The organism is Acidiphilium multivorum AIU301, assembly GCF_000202835.1.
GTDB lineage: Bacteria > Pseudomonadota > Alphaproteobacteria > Acetobacterales > Acetobacteraceae > Acidiphilium > Acidiphilium multivorum.
The window spans coordinates 2,295,001-2,317,559 of record NC_015186.1 but is presented as its reverse complement, the minus strand read 5'-3'; the positions used below and the strand labels follow the sequence as shown (position 1 = coordinate 2,317,559).

General features: G+C 65.1%; 24 protein-coding genes (1 of these 24 running past the window's edge). 10 read left to right on the top strand and 14 right to left on the bottom strand.

Features of this window, described 5'->3' with window-relative positions:
- Position 1: 1 nt before the first annotated feature.
- The 3 genes from ACMV_RS10385 to ACMV_RS10375 all read left to right on the top strand — a co-directional run bounded on the left by ACMV_RS10385 (position 2) and on the right by ACMV_RS10375 (position 3,196).
- Positions 2–688, top strand: a complete 687-nt coding sequence (locus ACMV_RS10385; protein ID WP_013640413.1) for a 3-oxoacid CoA-transferase subunit A — start codon at positions 2–4, stop codon at positions 686–688.
- Positions 688–1,344 carry a 3-oxoacid CoA-transferase subunit B gene (locus ACMV_RS10380; protein WP_012039669.1) on the top strand — a complete coding sequence of 219 codons (657 nt, stop codon included), beginning with the start codon at positions 688–690 and terminating at the stop codon, positions 1,342–1,344. The genes ACMV_RS10385 and ACMV_RS10380 overlap by 1 nt, the downstream gene beginning before the upstream one ends.
- 136 nt (positions 1,345–1,480) lie before the next feature.
- Positions 1,481–3,196 (top strand): DEAD/DEAH box helicase, encoded by a 1,716-nt coding sequence (locus tag ACMV_RS10375; protein ID WP_007421704.1) that lies wholly within the window; start codon positions 1,481–1,483, stop codon positions 3,194–3,196.
- Positions 3,197–3,317: 121 nt separating this feature from the next.
- On the opposite strand, the gene ACMV_RS10370 is transcribed toward ACMV_RS10375, so the two are convergent.
- Positions 3,318–3,737, bottom strand: a complete 420-nt coding sequence (locus ACMV_RS10370) for an RrF2 family transcriptional regulator (RefSeq protein WP_012039667.1) — start codon at positions 3,735–3,737, stop codon at positions 3,318–3,320.
- 93 nt (positions 3,738–3,830) lie between these two features.
- On the opposite strand from ACMV_RS10370, the gene ACMV_RS10365 reads away from it, so the two are divergent.
- The 4 genes from ACMV_RS10365 (at position 3,831) to ACMV_RS10350 (ending at position 5,811) form a co-directional block, all read left to right on the top strand.
- Entirely contained in the window at positions 3,831–4,250 is a 420-nt protein-coding gene (locus ACMV_RS10365) for a group III truncated hemoglobin (protein ID WP_013640412.1), read from the top strand.
- A complete protein-coding gene (ric, locus tag ACMV_RS10360) occupies positions 4,234–4,962 on the top strand; it encodes an iron-sulfur cluster repair di-iron protein (RefSeq protein ID WP_013640411.1) in 729 nt (242 codons plus the stop codon). Before ACMV_RS10365 ends, ric begins: the two co-directional genes overlap by 17 nt.
- A gap of 73 nt (positions 4,963–5,035) precedes the next feature.
- Positions 5,036–5,368 carry a ferredoxin FdxA gene (gene fdxA / locus ACMV_RS10355; protein WP_011942528.1) on the top strand — a complete coding sequence of 111 codons (333 nt, stop codon included), beginning with the start codon at positions 5,036–5,038 and terminating at the stop codon, positions 5,366–5,368.
- Entirely contained in the window at positions 5,365–5,811 is a 447-nt protein-coding gene (locus ACMV_RS10350; RefSeq protein WP_013640410.1) for a CopD family protein, read from the top strand. Before fdxA ends, ACMV_RS10350 begins: the two co-directional genes overlap by 4 nt.
- Positions 5,812–5,955: 144 nt before the next feature.
- Here the strand turns inward: ACMV_RS10350 and ACMV_RS10345 are convergent, their stop codons facing one another.
- The 6 genes from ACMV_RS10345 to dxs all read right to left on the bottom strand — a co-directional run bounded on the left by ACMV_RS10345 (position 5,956) and on the right by dxs (position 13,819).
- Complete coding sequence (locus tag ACMV_RS10345) at positions 5,956–7,617, bottom strand: beta strand repeat-containing protein (RefSeq protein ID WP_041664982.1); 1,662 nt, start codon at positions 7,615–7,617, stop codon at positions 5,956–5,958.
- Positions 7,618–7,776: 159 nt separating this feature from the next.
- Complete coding sequence (gene hpnK / locus ACMV_RS10340) at positions 7,777–8,580, bottom strand: hopanoid biosynthesis-associated protein HpnK (RefSeq protein ID WP_013640408.1); 804 nt, start codon at positions 8,578–8,580, stop codon at positions 7,777–7,779.
- A 21-nt stretch (positions 8,581–8,601) separates the two neighbouring features.
- Positions 8,602–10,026 carry a hopanoid biosynthesis associated radical SAM protein HpnJ gene (gene hpnJ, locus ACMV_RS10335; protein WP_013640407.1) on the bottom strand — a complete coding sequence of 475 codons (1,425 nt, stop codon included), beginning with the start codon at positions 10,024–10,026 and terminating at the stop codon, positions 8,602–8,604.
- A gap of 10 nt (positions 10,027–10,036) precedes the next feature.
- Positions 10,037–11,230, bottom strand: coding sequence for a bacteriohopanetetrol glucosamine biosynthesis glycosyltransferase HpnI (hpnI, locus tag ACMV_RS10330; RefSeq protein WP_013640406.1), 1,194 nt, complete (start codon positions 11,228–11,230; stop codon positions 10,037–10,039).
- Between the two features lies 1 nt (position 11,231).
- Complete coding sequence (locus ACMV_RS10325) at positions 11,232–11,822, bottom strand: ABC transporter substrate-binding protein (RefSeq protein WP_231844388.1); 591 nt, start codon at positions 11,820–11,822, stop codon at positions 11,232–11,234.
- A 53-nt stretch (positions 11,823–11,875) separates the two neighbouring features.
- On the bottom strand, positions 11,876–13,819 hold the full coding sequence (gene dxs, locus ACMV_RS10320) for a 1-deoxy-D-xylulose-5-phosphate synthase (protein ID WP_013640404.1): 1,944 nt from the start codon (positions 13,817–13,819) through the stop codon (positions 11,876–11,878).
- Positions 13,820–14,199: 380 nt separating this feature from the next.
- On the opposite strand from dxs, the gene ispH reads away from it, so the two are divergent.
- Positions 14,200–15,183 carry a 4-hydroxy-3-methylbut-2-enyl diphosphate reductase gene (ispH, locus tag ACMV_RS10315; protein ID WP_048858003.1) on the top strand — a complete coding sequence of 328 codons (984 nt, stop codon included), beginning with the start codon at positions 14,200–14,202 and terminating at the stop codon, positions 15,181–15,183.
- Between the two features lie 39 nt (positions 15,184–15,222).
- Entirely contained in the window at positions 15,223–16,374 is a 1,152-nt protein-coding gene (hpnH, locus tag ACMV_RS10310) for an adenosyl-hopene transferase HpnH (RefSeq protein ID WP_007421329.1), read from the top strand.
- 33 nt (positions 16,375–16,407) lie between these two features.
- Here the strand turns inward: hpnH and ACMV_RS10305 are convergent, their stop codons facing one another.
- The 7 genes from ACMV_RS10305 to ACMV_RS10275 all read right to left on the bottom strand — a co-directional run bounded on the left by ACMV_RS10305 (position 16,408) and on the right by ACMV_RS10275 (position 20,950).
- A complete protein-coding gene (locus ACMV_RS10305; RefSeq protein WP_011942520.1) occupies positions 16,408–17,160 on the bottom strand; it encodes a response regulator transcription factor in 753 nt (250 codons plus the stop codon).
- 284 nt (positions 17,161–17,444) lie between these two features.
- Positions 17,445–17,888, bottom strand: a complete 444-nt coding sequence (locus ACMV_RS10300; RefSeq protein WP_373856286.1) for a molybdenum cofactor biosynthesis protein MoaE — start codon at positions 17,886–17,888, stop codon at positions 17,445–17,447.
- 11 nt (positions 17,889–17,899) lie between these two features.
- Positions 17,900–18,151, bottom strand: a complete 252-nt coding sequence (gene moaD / locus ACMV_RS10295) for a molybdopterin converting factor subunit 1 (protein ID WP_007424832.1) — start codon at positions 18,149–18,151, stop codon at positions 17,900–17,902.
- A 31-nt stretch (positions 18,152–18,182) separates the two neighbouring features.
- Positions 18,183–18,884 (bottom strand): hypothetical protein, encoded by a 702-nt coding sequence (locus ACMV_RS10290; protein ID WP_231295244.1) that lies wholly within the window; start codon positions 18,882–18,884, stop codon positions 18,183–18,185.
- A gap of 122 nt (positions 18,885–19,006) precedes the next feature.
- Positions 19,007–19,546, bottom strand: a complete 540-nt coding sequence (mobB, locus tag ACMV_RS10285; RefSeq protein ID WP_011942518.1) for a molybdopterin-guanine dinucleotide biosynthesis protein B — start codon at positions 19,544–19,546, stop codon at positions 19,007–19,009.
- A gap of 7 nt (positions 19,547–19,553) precedes the next feature.
- Complete coding sequence (gene pgsA / locus ACMV_RS10280; protein WP_007424829.1) at positions 19,554–20,138, bottom strand: CDP-diacylglycerol--glycerol-3-phosphate 3-phosphatidyltransferase; 585 nt, start codon at positions 20,136–20,138, stop codon at positions 19,554–19,556.
- A gap of 50 nt (positions 20,139–20,188) precedes the next feature.
- Positions 20,189–20,950, bottom strand: a complete 762-nt coding sequence (locus tag ACMV_RS10275; RefSeq protein ID WP_007424828.1) for an MOSC domain-containing protein — start codon at positions 20,948–20,950, stop codon at positions 20,189–20,191.
- A gap of 117 nt (positions 20,951–21,067) precedes the next feature.
- Here ACMV_RS10275 and clpB point away from each other — a divergent pair, with 117 nt between their 5' ends.
- On the top strand, positions 21,068–22,559 hold the 5' portion of the coding sequence (clpB, locus tag ACMV_RS10270) for an ATP-dependent chaperone ClpB (RefSeq protein WP_007424827.1). It continues 1,091 nt past the right edge of the window; the window shows 1,492 of its 2,583 coding nt (coding positions 1–1,492); it begins with the start codon at positions 21,068–21,070; the stop codon falls past the right edge of the window.

The following is a 22,559-nucleotide window of genomic DNA, read 5'->3' as shown; positions in this document are numbered from 1 at the left end:
GATGATCGACAAGTTCGTGGCCTCGGTCGAGGCGGCGCTGGAGGGGATCGGCGATGGCGCCGCGATCATGGTGGGCGGGTTCGGCGCGGTGGGGCAGCCGAACGCGCTGGTCGACGCGCTGGCGGCGCGCAACCTGCGGGGGCTGACGCTGATCGCCAACAACGCGGGCGGGGATTTCGGCGGGATGCCGAAGCTGATCGAGCGCGGGGCGATTGCCAGGGTGATCTGCTCCTATCCGCGGGCGAGCCGGCGGACGGCGTTCGACGAGCTGTACGAGGCGGGGAAGATCGAGCTGGAACTGGTGCCGCAGGGCACGCTGGCGGAGCGGATCCGCGCCGCGAATGCCGGGATTCCGGCCTTCTTCACGCCGACCTCGGCGGGGACGGAGCTCGCGGCGGGGAAGGAGACGCGGCGGATCAACGGGCGGGACTGCGTGCTGGAATACGCGATCGAGGCGGATTTCGCGCTGATCGAGGCCTGGGCGGCGGACCGGTGGGGGAACCTGACGTTCCGGCGGGCGGGGCGCAACTTCAACCAGATCATGGCGGGGGCGGCGAAGGTGACGGTGGCGAGCGTGCACCGGCGGGTCGAGCTCGGCGCGCTGGATCCGGACCGGATCGTGACGCCCGGCGTGTTCGTCGACCGGGTGGTGCTGGTGACGGAGCCGATGGAAGGGGAGGCGGCGTGATGGAGGGGACGGTGATGCGGCGGGGCTGGTCGCGCGCGGAGATGGCCGCGCGGGTGGCGGCGGACATTCCCGAGGGCTGGGTGGTCAATCTCGGCATCGGGCTGCCGACGCAGGTGGCGAACCATGTGCCGGCGGAGCGGGAGGTGATCTTCCATTCCGAGAACGGCATCCTGGGGATGGGGCCGGCGCCGGACGCGGGGGCGGAGGACCCGTTCCTGATCAACGCGGGCAAGCAGCCGGTGACGCTGCGTCCGGGGGCGTCGATCGTCGGGCAGGCGGACAGTTTCGCGATCATCCGCGGGCGGCACCTCGATCTGTGCGTGCTCGGCGGGTATCAGGTGGCGGCGAACGGCGATCTCGCCAACTGGTCAGTCGGGCGCAAAGGGGTGGCGCCGGCGGTGGGCGGGGCGATGGATCTCGGCGCCGGGGCGGCGCGGGTCTGGGTGCTGATGGAGCACTGCACGAGGGAGGGCGAGCCGCGGCTGGTGGAGCGCTGCACCTATCCGCTGACCGCGCTGGGCTCGATCACCCGCGTCTATACCGATCTTGCCGTCATCGACATCACGCCGGCGGGGTTCGTGCTGCGCGACGCGGCACCAGGGGTCACGCCGGAACAGGTGCGCAGCCTGACCGCCGCCCCTCTCGCCATCGGGTGACGATCGCCGGCATCAGGGCCGCCGACCGGTCATCCGCCGGCGGGCGAGGGGCGTTCCGGCCCAGCCCCGGTGGGGGGACGGCGCCGGTATGCGCCAGCCATGTTGGTCGTTTCCGCCGGGTGCGGTAATGAGCCCCATGCCATTTTATGTTGAGACTCCCGCGCTCCAGCATGCGCTCGCGGCGCGCGGTTATGCCGACCCGACCGCCGTGCAGAGCGCCGTGCTGGAACCCGAGGCCGAAGGACGCGACCTCCTGGTCTCGGCCCAGACCGGCTCGGGCAAGACGGTCGCCTACGGGCTGGCCTTCGCCGCCACGATCCTGGACGAGGACGTGCTGCCGCCGGCCGGCGCGCCGCTCGCGCTCATCATCGCGCCGACCCGCGAGCTTGCCATCCAGGTTCATGCCGAACTCGCCTGGCTTTACGAGCATACCGGCGCGAGCGTGGTCTCCTGCGTCGGCGGCATGGACCCGCGGCGCGAACAGCGCGCCCTCGCCGGCGGTTGCCATATCGTGGTCGGCACACCGGGCCGCCTGCAGGACCATATCGAGCGCCGGCATCTCGATCTCGGCCGGCTCAGAGTCGTCGTGCTCGACGAGGCCGACGAGATGCTCGATCTCGGCTTTCGCGACGAACTCGAATTCATCCTCGGCGCGTCTCCCGCGGACCGCCGCACGCTGCTGTTCTCGGCCACCATCGCGCGCGAGATCGCCGCGCTGGCGCGGCAATACCAGCGCGACGCGTTGCGGATCGACACCGTCGCGCGCAACCAGCCGCACGCCGATATCGAATATCGGGCGATCCGGATCGCCGCCCACGAGGTCGAGCACGGGCTGGTGAACCTGCTGCGGTTTCATGAGGGCGCCGGCTGCCTGGTGTTCTGCTCGACCCGCGAGTCCGTGCGCCAGCTTTACGGGCGGCTTCAGGAACGCGGCTTCGCCGCCGTCGCCCTGTCCGGCGAGCTCAGCCAGTCGGAACGCAATGCCGCGCTGCAATCCCTGCGCGACGGGCGTGCCCGCGTCTGCATCGCCACCGACGTCGCCGCGCGGGGACTCGACCTGCCCAATCTCGACCTTGTCATCCACGCCGACCTGCCGGCCAACAAGGCGACCCTGCTCCATCGCAGCGGCCGGACCGGACGCGCCGGACGCAAGGGCCTCTGCCTGCTGATGGTGCCCGACAGAAGCCGGCGCCGGGCGGAGGTTCTGCTTGCGTCGGCGAATATCAGGGCGATCTGGGAGGCCCCTCCGACAGCCGAGGCCATCCGCGCCCGCGACCATGCGCGGCTGCTGACCGATCCGGTGCTGACCGAGGCGCCGCTCGATGAGGAGATCGCCCTGGCGCGTGAACTGCTTGCGAACCGGTCGGCCGATGTTGTCGCAACGGCGCTGATCCGCCTGTATCGCGCCCGCCTGCCGGCGCCGGAGGAGATCGCGCCGCAGCCTGAAGTCCTCCCCCGTCCGGCGGCCCGTCGCGCCGCGGGCGCAGAGGACGGGCGGGCCATGGTATGGTTCCGGTGCGATGTCGGTCGCCGCAAGAAGGCCGATCCGAAATGGCTGCTGCCGGCGATCTGCCGGGTCGGCGGCGTCACCAAGCGCGATATCGGGGCGATCCGCATCTTCGATCACGAGACGCGGTTTGAAATCGGCGCCGATGTGGCCGACGCCTTTGCCGCCGCCATCGGTGCCGGCACCAATTCCGAGATGCGGATCGAACCGGCGGGCCACCAACCCGGCACGGCAGCGGAGGATTTCGGTCGCGGCAGGAAGGAAGGCCGGTTCAGGAAATCCCCGTCCCGGATCAAAGCTCACGCGCCGCCCCGCCGCGGCGGCAAGGCACGGAAAGCGGGATAGATCGGCGCGCGGACGATCCTTGCCGAGGCCGGCCGGTTCCTGATCATCGTGGGCGTGCGCCATGAGCGTGGCGGGGCCTGCCGGAACGGCGACAATGCTCGCCGGTTGCGGGCCCGCCGAATTAGCGGTTGGCCGGCACCGGCGACATGTCGGCCAGGGATTTTCCGTTGAGCGTCTCGATGAAGGCGTCTTTCGCCCGGTTGAGCGTCTGCCGCAGCCGACAGGCCGGCAGCAGATTGCACTGCCCGCCATCGGCGCGGAAGCATTCGACCATGGCCTGATCGCGTTCGAGATAGCGGACCACGTCTCCGATGCGGATCTGCCCGGGCGGCTTCGCGAGGCGGACGCCGCCGGTGGGCCCGCGGGAACTGAGGAGGTAGCCGCCGGCCACGAGATCCATCAGGATTTTCGCGAGATGATGGCGTGATACGTCGAGGCGGGTGGCAAGTGCGGACGTCGATTGAACCCGGTCAGGCTCGATCGCGAGCAGCATGAGGGCGCGCAGCCCGTAATCCGTATAGTTGGTCAGCGTCACAAACATATATTAGTCCGCTTATCAGGTATTGACAATGCGTATTTGGGCGGAGCATTTTACGCATATGAAATGCGTATATAGCCGGCTGACGGAGTAGCCATGCAGGACAGCGGAATCGACGAAGCGATGATCGAACGGCAGGTGCATGCCTTCTATGGGGCGGCGAGGCGCGACCCGCTCATCGGCCCCGTCTTCGAGGCGAAGGTGCATGACTGGGATCGTCATCTCGGCCGCATGTGCGCGTTCTGGTCCTCTGTCGCGCTGATGAGCGGCCGCTACAGCGGCACGCCGATGCAGGCGCACGCGCCGCTGCCCATCGAGGCCGCGCATTTCGGAAGATGGATGGAACTGTGGGCGGAAACCGCGCGGGAACACTGCCCGCCGGACGCGGCCGATCGTTTCGTCCTGCTCGCGGGGCGGATTGCCCGCAGCCTTGAACACGGCATTGCCGTGCATCGCGGCGAACTGCCGCTCTTCCCTCATGCCAATCAGGAGACAACCCATGTCCGGGCAGATTGAAACGCCGGCCGATGCCGGTCTGTTGAACGCGCCTGTCGGCCAGATCGCCGCCAGCCGAGCGGGTGCCGCTTCGGTGTTTCAGACCTTCGGCATCGATTTCTGTTGCCAGGGCAAGCGCACGCTGGCCGAGGCGCTGGCAGGGCAGGGGATCGCGCCGTCGCCCGTTCTCGCCGCCCTGATGAGCGCCGCCGCCGAACCGCTCGATGACTGGCGGGACGCGCCGACGCCGGCGCTGATCGACCACATCAAGACGCGCTACCACGCGGTCCACCTCGCCGAGCTGCCGAACCTGCGCGACCTTGCCGCCAAGGTCGAGGCGACGCACCGCAAGCACCCTGCCGTGCCGGATGGCCTTGCGGAAACATTGTCGCGCATGATCGCCGAACTGCGCCTGCATCAGCAGCGCGAGGAGGTCGTGCTGTTTCCGCTGCTCGCCCAGGGGGGCGGCGAGATGGCGCGAGCCGCAATCCAGGTCATGCGCGCCGAGCACGAGGATCACGGCGCGGTTCTCGCGGGGATCGAGGCGATCACCGGTGGCCGGGTCGCGCCGCAGGGCGCCTGTTCCACCTGGCGGGCGCTGTATCTCGGCCTCGGCAAGTTTCATGACGATCTGATGATGCATGTCCATCTGGAGAACAACGTCCTCTTCCCGCGCTTCGAGGCCGAGGAGGAAGCCGGGGAGGGCAATCCGGCATCAGGAGCCAATCACTGACGGCCGGGCCGATGCTGCCGCCCGCCTGGATCTGCTCCCGTTGACTGCAGCCCTGTTTACCGAAAGTCGCGTCATGGCCTATGTCGTCACCGAAAGCTGCATCAAGTGCAAATACATGGATTGCGTCGAGGTCTGTCCGGTTGACTGCTTCTATGCCGGCGAGAACATGCTGGTGATCCATCCGGACGAATGCATCGATTGCGGGGTCTGCGAACCCGAATGCCCGGCCGAGGCGATCGTGCCGGATTCCGACGCGAAGGCGGACGCATGGATCGATCAGAACCGTGAATTGGCGGCCCTTTGGCCGAACATCACCCGCAAGGGAACTCCGCCCGAGGACGCCGACGCGTGGAAGGACAGGCCTGGCAAGGCCGCATCGCTCTCGAGGGAGCCGGGCACGCCATGACGGTGCCGGCGCTGTTGCCCTTCCTGCGCGAGTTGCTGGCGCTGCACGTGATCGCGGTGATCTTGTGGATGGCGGGAATGATCGTGCTGCCCATGATCTATCTGCGCCATCATGGGCTGGAGCCGGCGAGCCCGGCGGCGATGGCGTTCGCGGCCCTCGAGCGCCAGATCTTCAAGCGCCTGGTCAATCCCGCGATGTACGCGGCCTGGGGGTTCGGCATCCTGCTTGCGTTGACGCCCGGCACGATATCCTGGAGCGCACTGTGGTGGCTGGTGAAATTGGCCGCCGTGCTGCTGCTCTCCTGGTACCATGGCATTCTCTCCGCCTGGCGCCGGCGGCTGCGCGACGATGCCCGGCCGGAGGTGACAATCCTGAGGCGGAGCGCGGTTGTCCCGATCGTCCTGATGGTCGTGATCGTCACGATGGTGCTGGTTCGGCCATGAGGCGCCGGATAAAGCCCGCCTGCGTTATCACCTGGTCATGGTGGCGACGCACGCAGACGGGTTCAGCTAAAATTCAAAATGCAACCGTGCTGCGAGAGCGCGCCTCGATTCCGTTGACAAGACGCGCCCTGGCAGGTTTGGCCTTTACACGAACGATCCGCCGACGAATTGCTGCAACTGGTTCGGGTTGATACCGACCATGGTGATCCTCGTGTTGTCCGACAATGTCAGGACAGCGCCGGTTTGAGGCGATGCATTTGAAGTTGCAGTGACGGAAGAAATCGTCTGGCCGTTGATCATCACCATGATATCTCTCTGCGTCGAGAAATTGTTGATGATGTCCTGGCTGCTGGTACCGCCCGACCTGGCAAAATAGATATTGTCCGAGCCGGCCAGGGACGATCCCGTGATCGTGGCGTTGCCGGACCCGGTGAAGAAGTACTGGGTTCCCGTGCCTTCTGACGAAATGATGTCATTGCCGCTGCCGGCCGCAAACAGGTTGCTGCCCGTTACCGATGTGGCGGTGAGCGTTTCATTGCCGACACCGGCAAAAAGCGCATTCCAAGCTCCGCTCGGTGTCGCATTCCCGCCTCCGGCCTCAATGAAATCGCCGTTCCCGCCGCCGACCAGAGTGGCCGACCCGGAGCCGCCGATCAGGGAGTTGTTGCCTTCCGCGCCGCCGGTAATGATGCCGCCGCCGACGCCGCCGAAAGCCGTCACGGCGCCTGCGCCGCCAAGAACCGTCACCGCGTTGGTGCTCTGATTGATGAAGTCGATCTTGCCGGTCGATCCCGTTGGATTGCCTGCGCGAACGACGGACTGCCCGGTAGCGACGATGGTGTCAAAGCCGCCATTGTTCCTGAACCGGTTTGTGCCGGCGGTGAACTGGACGCTTTCGTCGTCGGTCGACGAATAGATCGTCGTGTTGCCGGCGACCGAGCCGAGGGAACCGGCGCCCGAGGTGCTGATTGCCGCCCCCTGACTGCCGCTGATCGAGATCGTATTGCCGCCGGAATTGCCGACGATTGTTGCCGCCCCGGTCGCGTAAAGCGTGTTGCCGGTCGCGTTCGCGCCAAAGGTGATCTTCGACGCGCCGGATACAGAAATCAGGTTGCCGGAATCGTTGACGTTAATCACGTCGCTACCGGCGGACATGACGGTATTGGTGCCCGCGTCGAGGTTGATGACGTTGTGGCCACCCTCGGTCGTGATGCGATTGTAACTCGCGCCGCCGGCGGCGTTGGCGGCCGCCGTGATCGTGTTGTCGCCGCTCGCGACCTGAACGTCGTACCAGTAACCGTCAAGCGTGAAGTTGTTGTTTCCGCCGCCTGCATAGATCGTGTCGGTGCCGGCGCCGCCCATCGGATCCCATGTCAGGTTCGTGGTCGAGCCCGTGACGATCAGCGCGTTCTTGCCGGCGCCGCCGGTAATGGTCTCGTTACCGCTGAAGGTCGCTATGATTCCGCGGATACCGTTATTGGTCGGAACGCCATTGGTCATGGCGTTAGGCAAGCTGATCGACCCGCCGCTGCCGGTGACCGAACCGGTGATGTAAGTATCCTCGTAGAACGACGTATTGGTGGGCTCAGGAGGAGGGGAGGAGTTCGTAGTGCCGTCGGAATTCAAGGATATCGGTGTTACTGTTACACCGGTATAGGGCGAATTCAGATTGATGAGGTTGGTGATATTGTTGTCCAGCTGTTGCTGAACAATGGCCTGAATCGATGTGTCTACTGCAAACGTGTCTGGTGTCGCACCAAGACTTGCTATGACTGAGACATTTTCCGTTGATGTTGAGGATGACACGAGCCGCTCCTTGGTCTGCTGTGCTGGTGCCCTCAGATCTATCGGCGAAAAATTAACGCATTCCCAACAGGAAGCAGTTTTTCTAACAAACAATTCGTCTCAAGGTTGTAGTTTGGTGTTGTTTCAAATTGCGCGTTCAATACAAATTTCTAACGGGGATCAGGCCCGGTCCCTGATCGCACATAGCGCCTCGAATTCAGCGACATGCTCGTAGTCCGGCATCAGCCTTTCGAGATCCCGGCACCGCCGGGTCGCGGGGTGGAAATAGATTTCCGTTGAGCCGGAGGGCAGGACTTCGAGATAGGCGTTCACCCGTTCGGGTGTCATGTGGCCGGAACGTCGGATGCCGAGGATATGGTCGGGACTCGATAGCCCGGCGCGGCTCGCCTGTGCGCGGATAACACGCGACCAGGCATAAAGGGCATGGGCCGGAAAACCCGGCCGGTCGCCGCTCGCCCTCAGGACCGCGGGGGGTTCGGCCGGAACCCGGATACGCCGGAGGCCGAATTCGCGGCCGATGCGGATCATCAGCGACGCCACGGTGGGATGCATGTGCATGTGCTTGTGGCTATCCGCGTGGTGCAGCGTGAGGCCGGTCGCCGCGAAGGCCTCGAACTGCGCACGGATTTCAGCCGCCAGTTCCCGCCGCGCGGCGGGGGAGAAAAAGTAGCGGAAGCCGCGGGCGATCTGATCGGCCCCGAACCGGCCATCCGCGCCGGTGATCGTGGGCAAGGCGGTGTGGCCGAGCACGGAATCCCCCTCGACCAGCACCAGATGCAGCCCGACATTCAGGCTGGGCAGGCGCCGCGCGCGGGCAACCGCGTCGGCCGCGGCGGGGGCTGCCACCATGAGACTCGCCTGGGTCAGCGCGCCCTCAAGATGGGCGCGTTCCACCGCCTCATTGACGCTGCCGGTCAGGCCGAAATCATCCGCCGAGAAGATGACCTCGGCGTCGCTTCGCATGGCTGCGGATGCTCTGGACGATCAGGCGGCGTGGCGCTCGCGCAGGAACTGGAAGAACTCCACGCCCTCGCGCAGGCGGCGCTTCATCATTTGCGGGCTGCGCACCATCTCGCCGACGATCGAGGCGATCTTCGGCACGCGGAAATAGAACTGCCGGTAGAAGGTTTCCACGCTGTCGAAGATTTCGGTGTGCGTCAGATGCGGGTAGTGGAGCGGCGCGATCTGGATCCCGTGATCGTCGATCAGTTCGGCATGCGCGGCGTCGAGCCAGCCGTTTTCGACGGCCTGGTTGTAGAGGAAGGTGCCCGGGTACGGCGCGGCGAGGGAGACCTGGATGGTATGCGGGTTGATCTCCTTCGCGAAATCGATCGTCTCGCGGATGGTGTCCTGCGTTTCGCCGGGCAGGCCGAGAATGAAGGTGCCGTGGATCTTGATGCCGAGATCGTGGCAGTCCTTCGTGAATTTCTTCGCGACCTCGATCCGCATGCCCTTCTTGATGTTGTGCAGGATCTGCTGGTTGCCGCTTTCATAGCCGACGAGCAGCAGACGAAGACCATTGTCGCGCAGCACCTTGAGCGTGTCGCGGGGAACGTTCGCCTTGGCATTGCAGGACCAGGTGACGCCGAGCTTGCCGAGTTCGCGCGCGATCGCCTCGGCGCGGGGAAGGTTGTCGGTGAAGGTGTCGTCGTCGAAGAAGAGCTCGCGCATCTGCGGGAAATCGCGCTGGATCTGCTTCACCTCGGCGATCACGTGCTCGACCGAGCGGGTGCGGTAGCGGTGGCCGCCGACCGTCTGCGGCCAGAGGCAGAAGGTGCAGCGCGACTTGCAGCCCCGGCCGGTATACAGCGACACGTAGGGGTGCATCAGATAGCCGATGAAATAGTCCTCGATCTTCAGGTCGCGCTTGTAGACGTCGGCGACGAAGGGAAGGCTGTCCATGTCCTCGAGGGTGGGGCGGTCCTGGTTGTGGACGATCTCGCCGGCCCCGTTGCGCCAGGAAATGCCGTCGACCTCGGCGAAGGGCTTGCCCTCGGCGATTTCCTTGATCGTGAAGTCGAACTCGTTGCGGGCGACGAAGTCGACAGGGGCGGCGCGCTCGAGGCTTTCGCCGGCCTGGACCGCCACCTTCGCGCCGATGAAGCCGATCTTCACGCCGGGGTTCTCCGCCCTGATCTGGGCCGCGACCTTGACGTCGTTGGCGAAGGACGGGGTGGAGGTGTGGATGATGACGAGCTCGGCGGTGCGGGCGTGCGGCATCACATCCTTCATCGTGAGGCCGGCGGGAGGCGCGTCGATCAGTTTGGAGCCGGGGATCAGCGCCGCCGGCTGGGCGAGCCAGGTCGGGAACCAGAAGGACCGGATCTCGCGGCGCGCCTGGTAGCGGGAGCCGGCGCCGCCGTCGAACCCGTCGAAGGAGGGCGGTTGCAGGAACAGGGTCTTCATCATCGCATCGGTCCTAATTCATATGCCGCGGGGCGGCTTCTGCCTGTCGCCCGCTGTCGCTGCGGCCCGAATCGGCCTCCAGCACATTGCCACGCCACTCGACGGTATCGCTCCAGAAACTCATCACGAAAATGGCCGCCGAAACCATATCGCGCAAGAGGAAAAGCCAGGGCGCCGGCGTGCTCGCCAGGGCGGGTGAACCACGGCCGCGCCCGGAAAATCCAAGGCGGCGTTCGAGCTGCTGCGCGATCATGTAGCGCAGGCCGGCGGCGAGGGCCAGGCCGATCCATGTCCAGGTCGCGCCGCCGGACAGCAGCAGTGCCGCCAGGGCCCAGAAGAGCGGGAACTGCGTGATCATTCCGGCATAGCTGAACGGCACCAGCGCGCGAATTGTGCGGGCCCAGCGCAGTTCGTGCCGCATGAGGGCGGCGAACGTCGTCTCGGGCACCGAGGTGGCCGGAAGCGCCGGCGCGAGAACGACCTGCTTGCCGGTGGCGCGGATGCGCTGGCCGAGGACGTTGTCGTCGGCGAGATGGTCGAGCAGCGCCTCGAACCCGCCGATCCGGTCGAGATCGGCGCCGCGGAGAGCCATTGTCGCGCCAAGGCAGTCCTGCCGGCCGAGCGCGCGGGCGATGGCGGCGCCGGGAAGGAAGCCGTGATTGATCTGCATCGCGCCCAGCCGGGCGGCGAGCGCGCCGTTCGCGGGCAGACCGGTATAGAAGGTCGTGGCGAGGCCCGCCTCTGGCCGCGAGAGGGAGCGGGCGATGCCGTTCAGGAAATCCGGCGCGACATGCATGTCGGCATCCGAGATCACGAGAAGGTCGTACCGGGCGGCGGACCGCATTGCGATCAGGTTGGCGACCTTCCGGTTGCGGCCCGCCCGGTGCGGCCCGGCGACCGTCGCGACGTCGACCTGCCTGTAGCGTGCCTGCAAACGGGCTACCAGGGCGAGGGCGGGGTCATCGGGATCGGCCGCGCCGAATACGAGCTGAAACCGCGGATAGTCCAGCAGGAAGAAGGATTCGAGCGCAATGTCGAGCAGCGGTTCGGTGCCGTGCAGCGGCTTGAGAACGGTGATGCCCGGTGCGTCGCCCGGCATTGAAGCTTCCGGATGCCGGGCGACGCGCACGAGGGTGGAGCCGATGGCCTGCTGGACGAGGCCGACCGCGCAGAGCGCGTCGGCGAGGGCCGGCAGGATTGCGGTCATGTCAGTCCTTGATCGCCCCGCCGGACAGCGAAGCGACCTTCGCCTTCAGCGCATCGATCAGCCGCGACGCGTTGCCAGGCTCGATCAGGCCGCTGAAGTCGGAGCGCTGCGTGGCGACCTTGCTGATTGTCCCGTCGAAGAGAACGTCGGTGATTTTCCACACACCGCCGGACTGCCGCATCACGTAGGCCAGTTCGACCTTCTTTCCCCCGTTTCCCTCGAACGTGGTCGACACGACGCGGGCATTGCCTGTCCGCCGGATGTCGGGATTGGTCGTGAAGTGCTGGCCGGCGTAGGCGTTGAAGTTGCTCACATAGGTTGCAACCGTATACTGGCGGAACAGTTTCTCAAGCTCGGTTTTCTGGGCGGCCGGAATTTGCGACCAGAGCAGTCCCGCCGAGTTCTGCAGGATCAGTCGAAGGTCGAAACTCTTTTCGATCACCGGCTTGAGCATGGCGTAGCGCGCGGAGAAGGTCTTGCCGGCGCTGCCAGCCTTCATTGTCGCGATCAGCGCGTCGTCCAGAGCGTTGACCGGCTGCGTTTCCGGGGCAGCGGCAGCGCGTGCCGCCGGAAGCGCGAAGGGCAGGGCCACGGCAAGTGGCGCCGCCAGGAGCATTCGACGTTTCATAAGGGCAGATATGGCGATCAACGTGCCGGAATTGCGACCGAACCGTGCGAATTTTCGGGCACGGCTCCGCGACCGAGCGCGCCGAGCGCGTGCGCCACGATATCCTTCGCGGTAAGTCCGGCATCGATCAGCTGGCCGGCGGGTGAGTTGTGGTCGATGAAGCGGTCCGGAAGCGTCATCGGGCGGAATCGCAGCCCTGAGTCGAACGCGCCCGACCAGGCGAGATGGTGGCCGACAGCCGCGCCGAAGCCGCCGCTCGAACCATCCTCGATCGTGATCAGGACTTCGTGATGACGGGCAAGCTGGTCCACCAGCGCGGTATCGAGCGGCTTCATGAAGCGGGCATCGGCGACGGTTGCGGGGAAGCCGCGCGCCGCGAGTTCGTCCGCTGCCTTCAGCGCTTCGGCCAGGCGTGGGCCGAGCGCCAGGACGGCCACCTTGCTGCCTTCGCGCACGATTCGTCCCTTGCCGATTTCCCATGGCGTTCCGCGCGCAGGGAGCTGGACGCCGGTGCCCTCGCCGCGCGGATAGCGGAACGCGGACGGGCGGTCGTCGATCGCGGCCGCGGTGGCAACGCAGTTCATCAGTTCCGCCTCATCGGACGGTGCCATGATCACCATTCCGGGGAGGCAGCCGAGATAGGCGAGGTCGTAGGCGCCGGCATGGGTGGCACCGTCCGCGCCGACGAGGCCGGCGCGGTCCATGGCGAAGCGCACGGGCAGGGACTGGATCGCCACGTCATGCACGACCTGGTCGTAGGCGCGCTGGAGAAAGGTGGAATAGATCGCGCAGAACGGCGCCATGCCCTCGGTCGCCATGCCGGCGGCGAAGGTCACGGCGTGCTGTTCGGCGATGCCGACATCGAAGCAGCGGTCCGGGAAGCGCTTGCCGAAGGCGTCGAGGCCGGTGCCGCTCGGCATCGCCGCGGTGACCGCGACGACGTTCGGATTATGTTCCGCCTCGGCGATCAGCGCCTGGGCGAACACCTTTGTATAAGAGGGCGGTCCCGGCGGCGCCTTGGTCTGCTCGCCGGTGACGACGTTGAACTTCGAGACGCCGTGATACTTGTCGGCCGACGCCTCGGCCGGTGCGTAGCCCTTGCCCTTCTGGGTGACGACATGGAGCAGGATCGGCTCGTCGCCATCGATGTCGCGCAGATTGCGCAGGACCGGAAGAAGATGGTCGAGATTATGGCCGTCGATCGGGCCCACATAATAAAAGCCCAGCTCCTCGAACAGCGTGCCGCCGGTAAGGATTCCGCGGGCGTATTCCTCGGCGCGCTTGGCCGTGCGTTCGAGCGTGCGGGGGAAACGTTTCGCCATCCGGGCGGCGAAATCGCGGATCGAGAGGAAGCTGCGCGAGGAGATCAGCCGCGAGAGGTAGGCGCTCATCGCGCCGACCGGCGGCGCGATCGACATGTCGTTGTCGTTGAGGATGACGATCATGCGGGACTTGCTGGCGCCCGCGTTGTTCATCGCCTCATAGGCCATGCCGGCGGACATCGCCCCGTCGCCGATCACGGCGATGACGTGACGCTTAGGGGATTCATCCTTCAGGTCGCGGGCCACGGCCATGCCCAGGCCGGCCGAAATCGACGTCGAGGAATGGGCGGCCCCGAACGGATCGTATTCGCTTTCGGAACGGCGCGTGAAGCCGGACAGCCCGCCGGGCTGGCGCAGTGTACGGATGCGATCGCGCCGGCCGGTGAGGATCTTGTGCGGATAGGTCTGATGGCCGACATCCCAGATCAGGCGATCCCGCGGGGTCTCGAACACCGCGTGCAGGGCCACCGTCAGCTCGACGACGCCGAGCGACGCGCCCAGGTGCCCGCCGGTCACGGAAACGGTGTCGATCGTTTCGGCGCGCAATTCCCCGGCGAGCTGGCGGAGCTGGTCGGCGGAGAAATTGCGCAGGTCGCTCGGAACGCGGACACGATCCAGCAGGGGAGTCTGCGGCGGCATCAGACGACACCCCGTGCGCAGGTAACCGGTCTTTCGCTGGCGCGGTAAGCCATCATGCTGATTCCTTCAATCTCCGTCATTGCGACCCTGCGGCACTCCGGGCCGTGCCGGTACCCGGAGGATTTATACATTCATCGTGGGGAGCGATAGGGCATGGTTGAAGAGATAAGATCAACCGGTCTGGAATGAAACGGGTGCGGGGATGGGGTGGCTGTTTGATCTCGCACGATGCATAACTGCAACACAGGCGGTCTCCAAGAGGGGGCTCGGAACAGGCGCCCTTGCGAAGCCGCCTTGGGATGACTTATTTCAGAGAAACGGCGTACTGCCGGAGTGGATTTCCCACAATCGCGAATTCCCGATTCGAAAGGCGACAGACCATGGATCTGCCTCATACCATGACCGAATGCGCAGATCCGGCCGTGGACCAGACGGTCATGAAAGTCGTGCTGGCGCAGCCGCGCGGGTTCTGCGCCGGCGTCGAGCGGGCGATCGAGATCGTTGAACGGGCATTGGCGAAATTCGGTCCGCCGATCTATGTGCGCCATGAAATCGTGCATAACCGCCATGTGGTGGAGGATTTGAGATCCCGCGGCGCGGTGTTCGTCGACGAGATTTCGGAAGTGCCGGATGGGGCGATTACGGTGTTTTCTGCGCATGGCGTCGCGCGGAAAGTGCAGCAGAGCGCCGCGAACCGCGCCCTGCCGGTGACCGATGCCACCTGCCCGCTGGTTGCCAAGGTCCATTCCGAAGGGCGGCGCTACGCTGGTCAGGGGCGGGAGATCGTGCTGATCGGCCATGCCGGGCACGCGGAAGTCGAGGGGACGATCGGCCAGATCGACGGTCGGGTCTATCTTGTGCAGACCGTCGAGGATGTGGCGTCACTGCAGGTGAGCGACCCGGACAAGCTTGCCTATATCACACAGACGACGCTTTCGGTTGACGACACGCGCGGAATCATTGCGGCGCTGGTCGAGCGCTTTCCCGGGATCGTCGGTCCCGACGTGCGCGATATCTGCTATGCGACCCAAAACCGGCAGGAAGCCGTGCGGCATCTGGCCGAACAGGTCGACGTTATCCTGGTCGTCGGCAGCCGAAATTCATCGAATTCCAATCGTTTGTGCGAGATCGGCGCCGAATTGGGGCGTCCGTCCTATCTGATCGACGATGCCAGCCATCTCGATCCGTCCTGGTTCAAGGGCATCCGCGCCGTCGGGGTTACGGCGGGCGCGTCGGCGCCGGAAGTGCTGGTCAAAGGGGTGATCGACGGCCTGCGGAAGTTCGGCGCCATCGAAATCGATACCCTTGCCGGCACGCCGGAAGATGTCAGGTTCAAACTGCCCACCGAAGTGAGCGATGCCTGAACGGCGCATCGGCAGGTTGGGAAATATCAGGAGTTACCAATGGGCGTGCCGCTGAAGCAGGCGATCAAGGTTGGAGCCTACGTGCTGAAACAGCATTTGACCGGCAATCGGCGGTATCCGCTGGTGCTGATGCTGGAGCCGCTGTTCCGCTGTAACCTGGCTTGCGCCGGTTGCGGCAAGATCGATTATCCCGCACCGATTCTGAATCAGCGCCTGTCGGTTGCCGACGCGCTGGAAGCCGTGGATGAGTGTGGCGCTCCGGTTGTGGCGATTGCTGGCGGCGAGCCGCTGCTGCACCGGGAAATGCCCGAGATCGTCGAGAAGATCCTGGCGCGGGACAAGTTCATCTATCTCTGCACGAATGCGCTGCTGCTCGAGAAGAAGATCGACCAGTACAAGCCGCACCCGAATTTCTGCTGGGACATTCATCTCGACGGCGATCGCGAGATGCATGACCAGGCGGTCAGTCAGGAAGGCGTCTACGAACGTGCCGTTGCCGCGATCAAGCTGGCCAAGGCAAAGGGATTCCGTGTTTCGATCAACTGCACATTGTTCGACGGAGCCAATCCCGAGCGGGTCGCCGCGTTCCTCGATACCGTGAACGAAATCGGCGTCGATGGGGTCATGACGTCCCCGGGTTATGCCTATGAGCGTGCCCCGGATCAGGAACATTTCCTTAACCGTCAGCGGACGAAAGAACTTTTCCGGGCGATCTTCCGCCATGGAAAGGAGCGGAAGGCGCGCGGAATTCGCTGGAAATTCAATCAGTCTCCCCTCTTTCTCGACTTTCTGGCCGGCAATCAGACCTACAAGTGCACGCCCTGGGGCAACCCGACGCGCAACGTGTTTGGTTGGCAGCGGCCTTGCTACCTGATCGGGGAAGGCTACGCAAAGACGTACAAGGAGCTGATGGAGACAACCGATTGGGACAAATATGGTGTCGGCAATTATGAAAAATGCGCCGACTGCATGGTCCACTCGGGCTTCGAGGCGACTGCGGTGGTTGACTCGGTCAAGCGCCCCTGGAAATTGGCCAAGCTTGCGGTGACGGGGATCCGTACCGAAGGCGCCATGGCGGCAGATATCCCGCTTGATCATCAGCGGCCGGCGGAGTTTGTGTTCTCACGGCACGTCGAACACAAGATGGCGGAGATCCAGGGAACCCAGGAACCGGCCGAACCCGCGGAGTAACCGGGGAACGGCCGTATCCCGCCCCTGTTGCGGTCATCCGGCGGCGCTTCGCTCGCGAGGCGCCGGCATGATGTTTTGTGCGGGGGCAGTTCTGGTCGGACGGAGTTCGGACTCTCGACGGTCGACAATCATGTAGCCCCGGCCCCAGTTCGTCTGGATCAGGTCGTCGGCCCCGGCGGCCAGCAGTTTCTTGCGGATTTTGCAGATGAACACGTCGATGATTTTTGGGTTGGGCTCGTCGAGCCCTCCATAGAGATGATCAAGGATCGCTTCCTTGCTCAGAACGCATCCTTTCCTTAGGGCAAGGATCTCCACGATCTGATATTCTTTTTTTGTTAATCCGATCTCGGTTTGAGATACGAAAATTTTCTTCGCGTTCATGTTGATTTCAACATTGCCGACAGCCAGCGACGAACTCTGGAAGCCGCGGCTGCGACGAACCTGATTCTGCACCCTGAGGAAAATTTCCTCGTGTGAGATTGCGCTTACGATCAGATCGTCAACACCTGCCTCGAGAATGCGCAGGCGCGTTGCTTCGCTCAGCAAATGCGCGACGGCCATGATCGGGCAGCGCAGTCCAGCGAGGCGCAACCTGCGGATGAGTTCGATCTCCGCCGGGCGGGTATCCGTTACACGCAGAACGACCGCGTCGTATTCATAAAATCGCGTCAGATCGAGCGCTTCTTCAATATCCGTCGTTTCGTCTACAACGACGAGCTTGGACTTAAAGAATGTAGTCAGAACATCTCGATTATCGAGCGGGTTTCCAAAAATGAGAAGTTTCATTACAACCCCCAGTTAACTGAAAAATTCAATACAACCGGAAGGGGAGGGCGTCAATAAAATAATTTTAAGGAGATGATAATCGATTGAATAATAATTTCGATTACGAAAAATGGGATTGAAATTGAGTTTTTGGAAACTTTTCCGGCACCAGGGCGCACAAATGCGGTGAAAACCCCGCCTTTATCCGCGGATGGCCGGGGTGTTCGGCAGGGGGAGCAGCGAGGTTCGAGCGCGTGGGAGGGTATTGAAGATTAAATCGAGGCAATGGATTGGCGTGCGCCGGACTACCAGCGGTTGCGCGCTTCCTGATCCTCGTCGCGTGCCGAAACCCAGTGCGATGCTCCATCGGCAAAGTTCTCGCGCTTCCAGAACGGCGCGTCGGTCTTCAGCCAGTCGATCAGGAAGGCGGTTGCCGCGAGGGCGTCAGCCCGATGGGCGCTGGCGGCGGCGGCAAGAACGATACGGTCGCCGGGTGTCAGTTCGCCGACCCGGTGGATGATCGTGCAACCGGTGAGCTGCCAGCGGTTCGCGGCCGTCTTGGCAATCTCGGCCAGTGACGCCTCGGTCATTGCCGGGTAATGCTCGAGAATCAGGGAGGTCAGCCGGCGGCCGTCGGCCTCGCCTCGGACGACGCCGACGAAACTCGCAACCGCGCCGGCCCCCGCTTCAAGCGCGGCGAGTTCGGCGCCGACGTCGATGTCCTCAGTCGTGACGACGATGCGAGGCATGCTCCGGTCCGTCATCCACCGGTGAAAGGCGGAAAGAAGGCGATCTCTCGGGCACCTTCCAGCAATGTGTCGGGCGGAACGAAGCGCTGATCGAGGGCGGTCTTGATCGCGCGGCGGTCTGCGAACGCACGGGTATGGGCAGGGCTGCGCGCCGACAGGAAATCGGTCAGGGCACTGATTGTCGTCACTTCGGGCGGAATATCGACGTCTTCCTCGGAGAGGCCGATACGTTCGCGCAACCAGGCGAAATAGAGGATCTTCATTATAAGGATATGGGACCACAGAGGCGTTGAGTCATCGGGTCGGGACCGTTACCACCTGGCCATTCGACTGGATCAGCGTCGCGGTGCCGTTCCCGTTGGGAATCAGGATGCCGCCCCCCCGGCCGCCGATCGGGGCGATCGTCTGGTAACGGCCGTTGCTGGGAGACGTCACGATGCCGAGCGGGCCGTGCGGTCCCATCACCGTCTGGCCCACAGGCAGCGAATCTCCGGAGGTAATCGGCTTGGCGGGCCTTGCCGGCGCTGTCGGTATTGCCGGGGCGCGCGGCACAGGCGCCTGTGCGCTGCCGGGCGGCGTGGATGAGTGCATGGCCGCGCCGGCGGGGCGGGAGAACGTTGCCTCCGCGCCTTCCGCGCGGTCGGGCGGCAGACGGCGGACCTTTGCGCCGGGCGGAACCGAATAGGACGGCGCCGGGGAACTGCCGGCGGGGGCGCTGTAGAGGTTCTGATAAGCCTGCCCGAGGGGCACGTTCATGTGTTTCTGGATTTCACCGAGTGTTGGCACCGGAGCGAGCTTGCCCGGCCAGACATCGCCTGGCTGGGGACGCAGCGGCTGTACCGCGACCTCGTTGCCGCGGGCGCGCTGCATGTTGATGGCGTCACCCGCGGGCGCATTCGGATCCCCAAGTGGGTTGAGGGTGCTGTTAAAATAGTTGCCCACGCCCGCGCAGCCGGAAAGCAGCAGCACAAGACTGCCGGGAAGAAGTGCGGCCACGGCACGGCGGGGCCAGGGCGAAGGCAGTACGGCCGGGCGGGATGGGGCGGATCTGGCAAATTGCCGCATCTTTCTTCCTCGAAATTGTTCGAATTCGTTATGCGCCGGTTTGCCGGTCTACCTCAAGCGATCAGGCGGCCGCATCGGCGGAGGAGGAACCGCGCGACGGCTGGCGGATCGCCGAGGGGGAGAACAGGTCGGTCGCACCCGGGGAGCGGGACATCGCAGGCGACGGCGATGACATCGTCCTGCTCCGGCCAAAGCGGCGCCTTGCCGAGTTCGGGCCGATGCACTTCGATCTTTTCGACCGCGGCCGCCTTGAAGCCTTCCGCGAGATAGAGATCGGCCGGTGCCATGCGGGCGAGCAGGGCAGGAAGATCCGGTTCGGCGGCGGCGCCGTGATCGTGAAACAGCACGAAGCGTTCGGCGGTGGCGAGCATCGTTTCGTGTGCTCCGGCTTCGCGATGACGGAAACTGTCCTTGCCCGGCTGGTCGGGGTCGACCTTGTGGTGGGCGTGCTTCAGGGTCGAGACCCGCAGCCCGGCGCCGCCGAGCAGGGGCAGAAGGGCGGTGAGCAGGGTTGTCTTGCCGCTTCCCGACCAGCCGATGAGGGCGATGACCGGCGCGCCGTGCGCCGTGAGTGTCGCTGATGATTTCGTCATCTTCGGGTCAGGGTGACGGTCCGGGCTGGGTCACGTGACGCAGCCCCGCGGTCAGGTAATCCCAGCCGGTGATGAGGGTGAGGCCGGCGGCGATCCAGAGCAGGGCGCCGCCGATGATGCCGGCCGGGAGCCAGGGGATGCCGAGTTCCGCGGCGCCGGAATTGCCGAGCAGGAGAATGCCGAGCGCCACCATCTGCGCGGCCGTCTTCCATTTGGCCAGCCGGGTCACCGGCATGCCGACCTTGATGCCCGCAAGGTATTCACGCAGGCCCGACACCAGGATTTCACGCAGCATGATCACGATCGCCGGGTAGATGCCGAAGGCGGTCACGCGATGAAAACCGACGAGAAGCATCAGTGTTGCGCCCACCAGCAGCTTGTCCGCGATCGGATCGAGCATCCGGCCGAGATCGGATAGCTGGCGGCGGCTGCGGGCGAGGCGGCCGTCCAGCCAGTCGGTGATGCCCGCGATGACGAAAAGGAGGGCGGCCAGCAGATCGGCGAGCGGGGAGCCGATCGCGACCAGCACGACCAGCAGCGGGATCGCCGCGATGCGCGAGAGCGTCAGCACATTCGGTAAGTCGGTCAGCATTCGGGGACGTTAAGCCGATTTTGCCGCCGGCGTCACCCGTCGCAACAGGCTTATGACAGCAGAATGATCGTATCGCCGGGCGCAATCCGCCCTGGGGCGAGGACCTCGGCATAAATCCCGCAGTCGACATGACCGAAATGCGTCATCAGGTCCTTGACCGGATTGGCGTCGCGCGCCCGGGTTTCCGGGTTGACGGTCGTGGCGGCGCAGCGGTCGATCCGTGCGGTAACCCGCAGCCGCGCGTCCCCGATCGCGAGTGTGCGGCCGACCCAGCCGAGTTCAGCCCAGGGCTCGGCGCCGTCGAAATAGAGATTGGCGCGGAAGCGCAGAGGGTGGCGCGGCGCGCCGGCGGCGGCTTCGAGCGCCCGCAGGCTGGCCAGGCCGATCAGGCTGATCACCTGGTTCCGGTGGTCTGAGAAACTATGGCCGGACACATGCCGGAATCGTGGCGTGCCGCGCATCGAGCCCGGCAGGGCGGCGGCGATGAACGTCCCAAGCTGGCTGCGTCCGGCCTCGGTCAGGGGCGATGCGTCGATCGCCGCGCCGTCCGGCGCGATGAGGGTCAGCAGGCCTGCGGCGTCGTCGAAGCGGCAATCGAGGCGAACGGCTTCCGGATCGCGGGCGAGGCAGAGGAATTCGGCTTTCGGGCGCCAGGCCGGCGCTGCCGGATCGAAACCGCAATCCCCCTGCGCGAGTGCGAAGGCGCGGTCCCAGGCGATGGCGCGTCCGGCTTCGAGGTCCGCGGCCTTCAGCGGTTCGGCGGTCAGGCCCTTGACCGGATAGCGGAAGAGTGAGTCGACGAGCATGGTCATGGGGGCGGTTCCTCTTGAGGAGGATCAATGCAGCAACCATGTCCAGCGGACAAGGTCGGACCATTGCCTTGCGAGGGATGGTCCGGCCGGGTCGCCTGATGAAAGGGATCGAGAACAATGGATTTCGAGAAGTTTACCGAACGCGCCCGCGGCTTCGTGCAGGCCGCGCAGACGATTGCCGTGCGCGAATATCACCAGCAGATCACGCCGGAACACCTGCTCAAGGCGTTTCTCGACGATGAGGAAGGGGCCGCGAGCGGGCTGATCCGCGCGGCCGGGGGCGATCCGGCCGCGGTTCGTCTCGCGGCCGATGCCGCGATTGGAAAACTGCCGAAGGTGCAGGGCTCCGGCGCCGGGCAGCCGCAGATCACGCCCGATCTCGTGCGGGTGCTCGATGCGGCGCAGCAGATGGCGCAGAAGGCCGGCGATGAATATGTCGCGCAGGACCGCGTGCTGGTGGCACTCGCGGCGAGCGGCACGCCGGCGGGCCGGGCGCTGACCGCGGCCGGCGCCTCGGCGCAGGCCCTGGAGAAGGCGGTGGCCGATATCCGCAAGGGCCGCACGGTGACGAGCGCGAACGCGGAGCAGACCTTCGATGCGCTGAAGAAATATGCGCGGGATGTGACCGAGGCCGCGCGCGCGCAGAAGCTTGATCCGGTGATCGGCCGCGACGAGGAGATCCGCCGGGCGATCCAGGTGCTGGCGCGGCGGACCAAGAACAACCCTGTGCTCATCGGCGAGCCTGGGGTTGGCAAGACGGCGATCGTCGAGGGGCTGGCGCTCCGCATCGTCAATGGCGACGTGCCGGAGGCGCTGAAGGGCAAGCGGCTGCTCGCGCTCGATCTCGGCGCGATGGTGGCCGGCGCGAAATATCGCGGCGAGTTCGAGGAACGGCTGAAAGCCGTGCTGAAGGAGATAGAAGGCTCGAACGGCGAGGTCATCCTGTTCATCGACGAGATGCACACGCTGGTCGGCGCGGGGCGGGCGGATGGCGCGATGGATGCCTCGAACCTGATCAAGCCCGAACTGGCGCGCGGCGCGCTGCACTGCGTGGGGGCGACGACGCTCGACGAGTATCGGAAGTACATCGAGAAGGATGCGGCGCTGGCGCGGCGCTTCCAGCCGGTCTTCGTGGATGAGCCGAGTGTCGAGGACACGATCTCGATCCTGCGCGGGATCAAGGAGAAATACGAACTTCATCACGGCGTGCGGATTTCGGATTCGGCGCTGGTGGCGGCGGCGACCCTGTCCAACCGCTACATTACCGACCGGTTCCTGCCGGACAAGGCGATCGACCTTGTCGACGAGGCCGCCTCGCGCCTGCGGATGCAGGTGGATTCCAAGCCCGAGGCGCTCGATGAACTCGATCGGCGGCTGATGCAGCTCAAGATCGAACGGGAAGCGCTGCGCAAGGAGCAGGATCCCGCCTCGAAGGAACGGCTGGAGCGGCTGGAGGGTGAAATCGCCGAACTCGAGGAGAAATCCGATGCGATGACGGCGGCGTGGAAGGCCGAAAAGGACCGACTGAATGCCACGCAAAAGCTGAAGGAGCAGCTCGACCAGGCGCGGGGCGAGGCGGAGATGGCGCAGCGCTCCGGCAATCTGACCC

Coding starts and splice junctions, on each gene's coding strand:
- ACMV_RS10370 (WP_012039667.1), bottom strand. CDS start 3,737: ATGTTTGTGACGCTGACCAACTATACGGATTACGGGCTGCGCGCCCTC.
- ACMV_RS10305 (WP_011942520.1), bottom strand. CDS start 17,160: ATGAAACTTCTCATTTTTGGAAACCCGCTCGATAATCGAGATGTTCTG.
- ACMV_RS10365 (WP_013640412.1), top strand. CDS start 3,831: ATGCAGGACAGCGGAATCGACGAAGCGATGATCGAACGGCAGGTGCAT.
- mobB (WP_011942518.1), bottom strand. CDS start 19,546: ATGACGAAATCATCAGCGACACTCACGGCGCACGGCGCGCCGGTCATC.
- ric (WP_013640411.1), top strand. CDS start 4,234: ATGTCCGGGCAGATTGAAACGCCGGCCGATGCCGGTCTGTTGAACGCG.
- ispH (WP_048858003.1), top strand. CDS start 14,200: ATGGATCTGCCTCATACCATGACCGAATGCGCAGATCCGGCCGTGGAC.
- ACMV_RS10275 (WP_007424828.1), bottom strand. CDS start 20,950: ATGACCATGCTCGTCGACTCACTCTTCCGCTATCCGGTCAAGGGCCTG.
- moaD (WP_007424832.1), bottom strand. CDS start 18,151: ATGAAGATCCTCTATTTCGCCTGGTTGCGCGAACGTATCGGCCTCTCC.
- dxs (WP_013640404.1), bottom strand. CDS start 13,819: ATGCCGCCGCAGACTCCCCTGCTGGATCGTGTCCGCGTTCCGAGCGAC.
- ACMV_RS10375 (WP_007421704.1), top strand. CDS start 1,481: ATGCCATTTTATGTTGAGACTCCCGCGCTCCAGCATGCGCTCGCGGCG.
- ACMV_RS10380 (WP_012039669.1), top strand. CDS start 688: ATGGAGGGGACGGTGATGCGGCGGGGCTGGTCGCGCGCGGAGATGGCC.
- ACMV_RS10300 (WP_373856286.1), bottom strand. CDS start 17,888: ATGCCTCGCATCGTCGTCACGACTGAGGACATCGACGTCGGCGCCGAA.
- hpnK (WP_013640408.1), bottom strand. CDS start 8,580: ATGCGAAGCGACGCCGAGGTCATCTTCTCGGCGGATGATTTCGGCCTG.
- ACMV_RS10385 (WP_013640413.1), top strand. CDS start 2: ATGATCGACAAGTTCGTGGCCTCGGTCGAGGCGGCGCTGGAGGGGATC.
- ACMV_RS10350 (WP_013640410.1), top strand. CDS start 5,365: ATGACGGTGCCGGCGCTGTTGCCCTTCCTGCGCGAGTTGCTGGCGCTG.
- hpnJ (WP_013640407.1), bottom strand. CDS start 10,026: ATGATGAAGACCCTGTTCCTGCAACCGCCCTCCTTCGACGGGTTCGAC.
- fdxA (WP_011942528.1), top strand. CDS start 5,036: ATGGCCTATGTCGTCACCGAAAGCTGCATCAAGTGCAAATACATGGAT.
- hpnI (WP_013640406.1), bottom strand. CDS start 11,230: ATGACCGCAATCCTGCCGGCCCTCGCCGACGCGCTCTGCGCGGTCGGC.
- hpnH (WP_007421329.1), top strand. CDS start 15,223: ATGGGCGTGCCGCTGAAGCAGGCGATCAAGGTTGGAGCCTACGTGCTG.
- pgsA (WP_007424829.1), bottom strand. CDS start 20,138: ATGCTGACCGACTTACCGAATGTGCTGACGCTCTCGCGCATCGCGGCG.